Origin of the sequence: Leisingera coralii (assembly GCF_049056525.1) — a bacterium.
Taxonomy (GTDB): Bacteria; Pseudomonadota; Alphaproteobacteria; order Rhodobacterales; family Rhodobacteraceae; genus Leisingera; species Leisingera coralii.
Genome location: NZ_JBHUPT010000092.1, coordinates 1 through 402 on the forward strand (window position 1 = coordinate 1; position 402 = coordinate 402).

Below are 402 nucleotides of genomic sequence, written 5' to 3' on the forward strand. Positions count from 1 at the left end.
CCGATCAAGCGCCGCTGCACGACCGGCAAAGAACGCAGGGTCTCGCGTTGGGAACACGAGCATCTGATAGATCAGATGCGGCCTCGCCTCGGCGGAGCGGACGATCCAATGACGCTACGCCGCTGCACGGTCGAACACCCCTTTGGTACGATCAAAGCCTGGATGGGAACGACGCACTTCCTGACGCGGCGATTCAAGAACGTCCGAACGGAGATGGCATTGAACGTTCTTGCCTACAACATGAAGAGAATGATCTCTCTGGTTGGTGTTCGCGGGCTGAGGAAAGCGATACCGTCCTGAAAGGCAGTTCAACCTCGCTGTCCATTTGCAGGATCAACGCCGAGATCGCTCGGGAACGAGGCGAAGGCCGCTGATAACGGCGAGTTTCCACACAGCCTCGGC

1 protein-coding gene is annotated in these 402 nt (G+C 58.5%); it reads left to right on the forward strand.

Annotated features, from left to right (window positions below; genetic code table 11):
* Positions 1-300: transposase (locus ACFMBG_RS22620; protein WP_421056924.1), on the forward strand; the 300-nt coding region annotated here is incomplete at its 5' end.
* Positions 301-402: the final 102 nt, after the last annotated feature.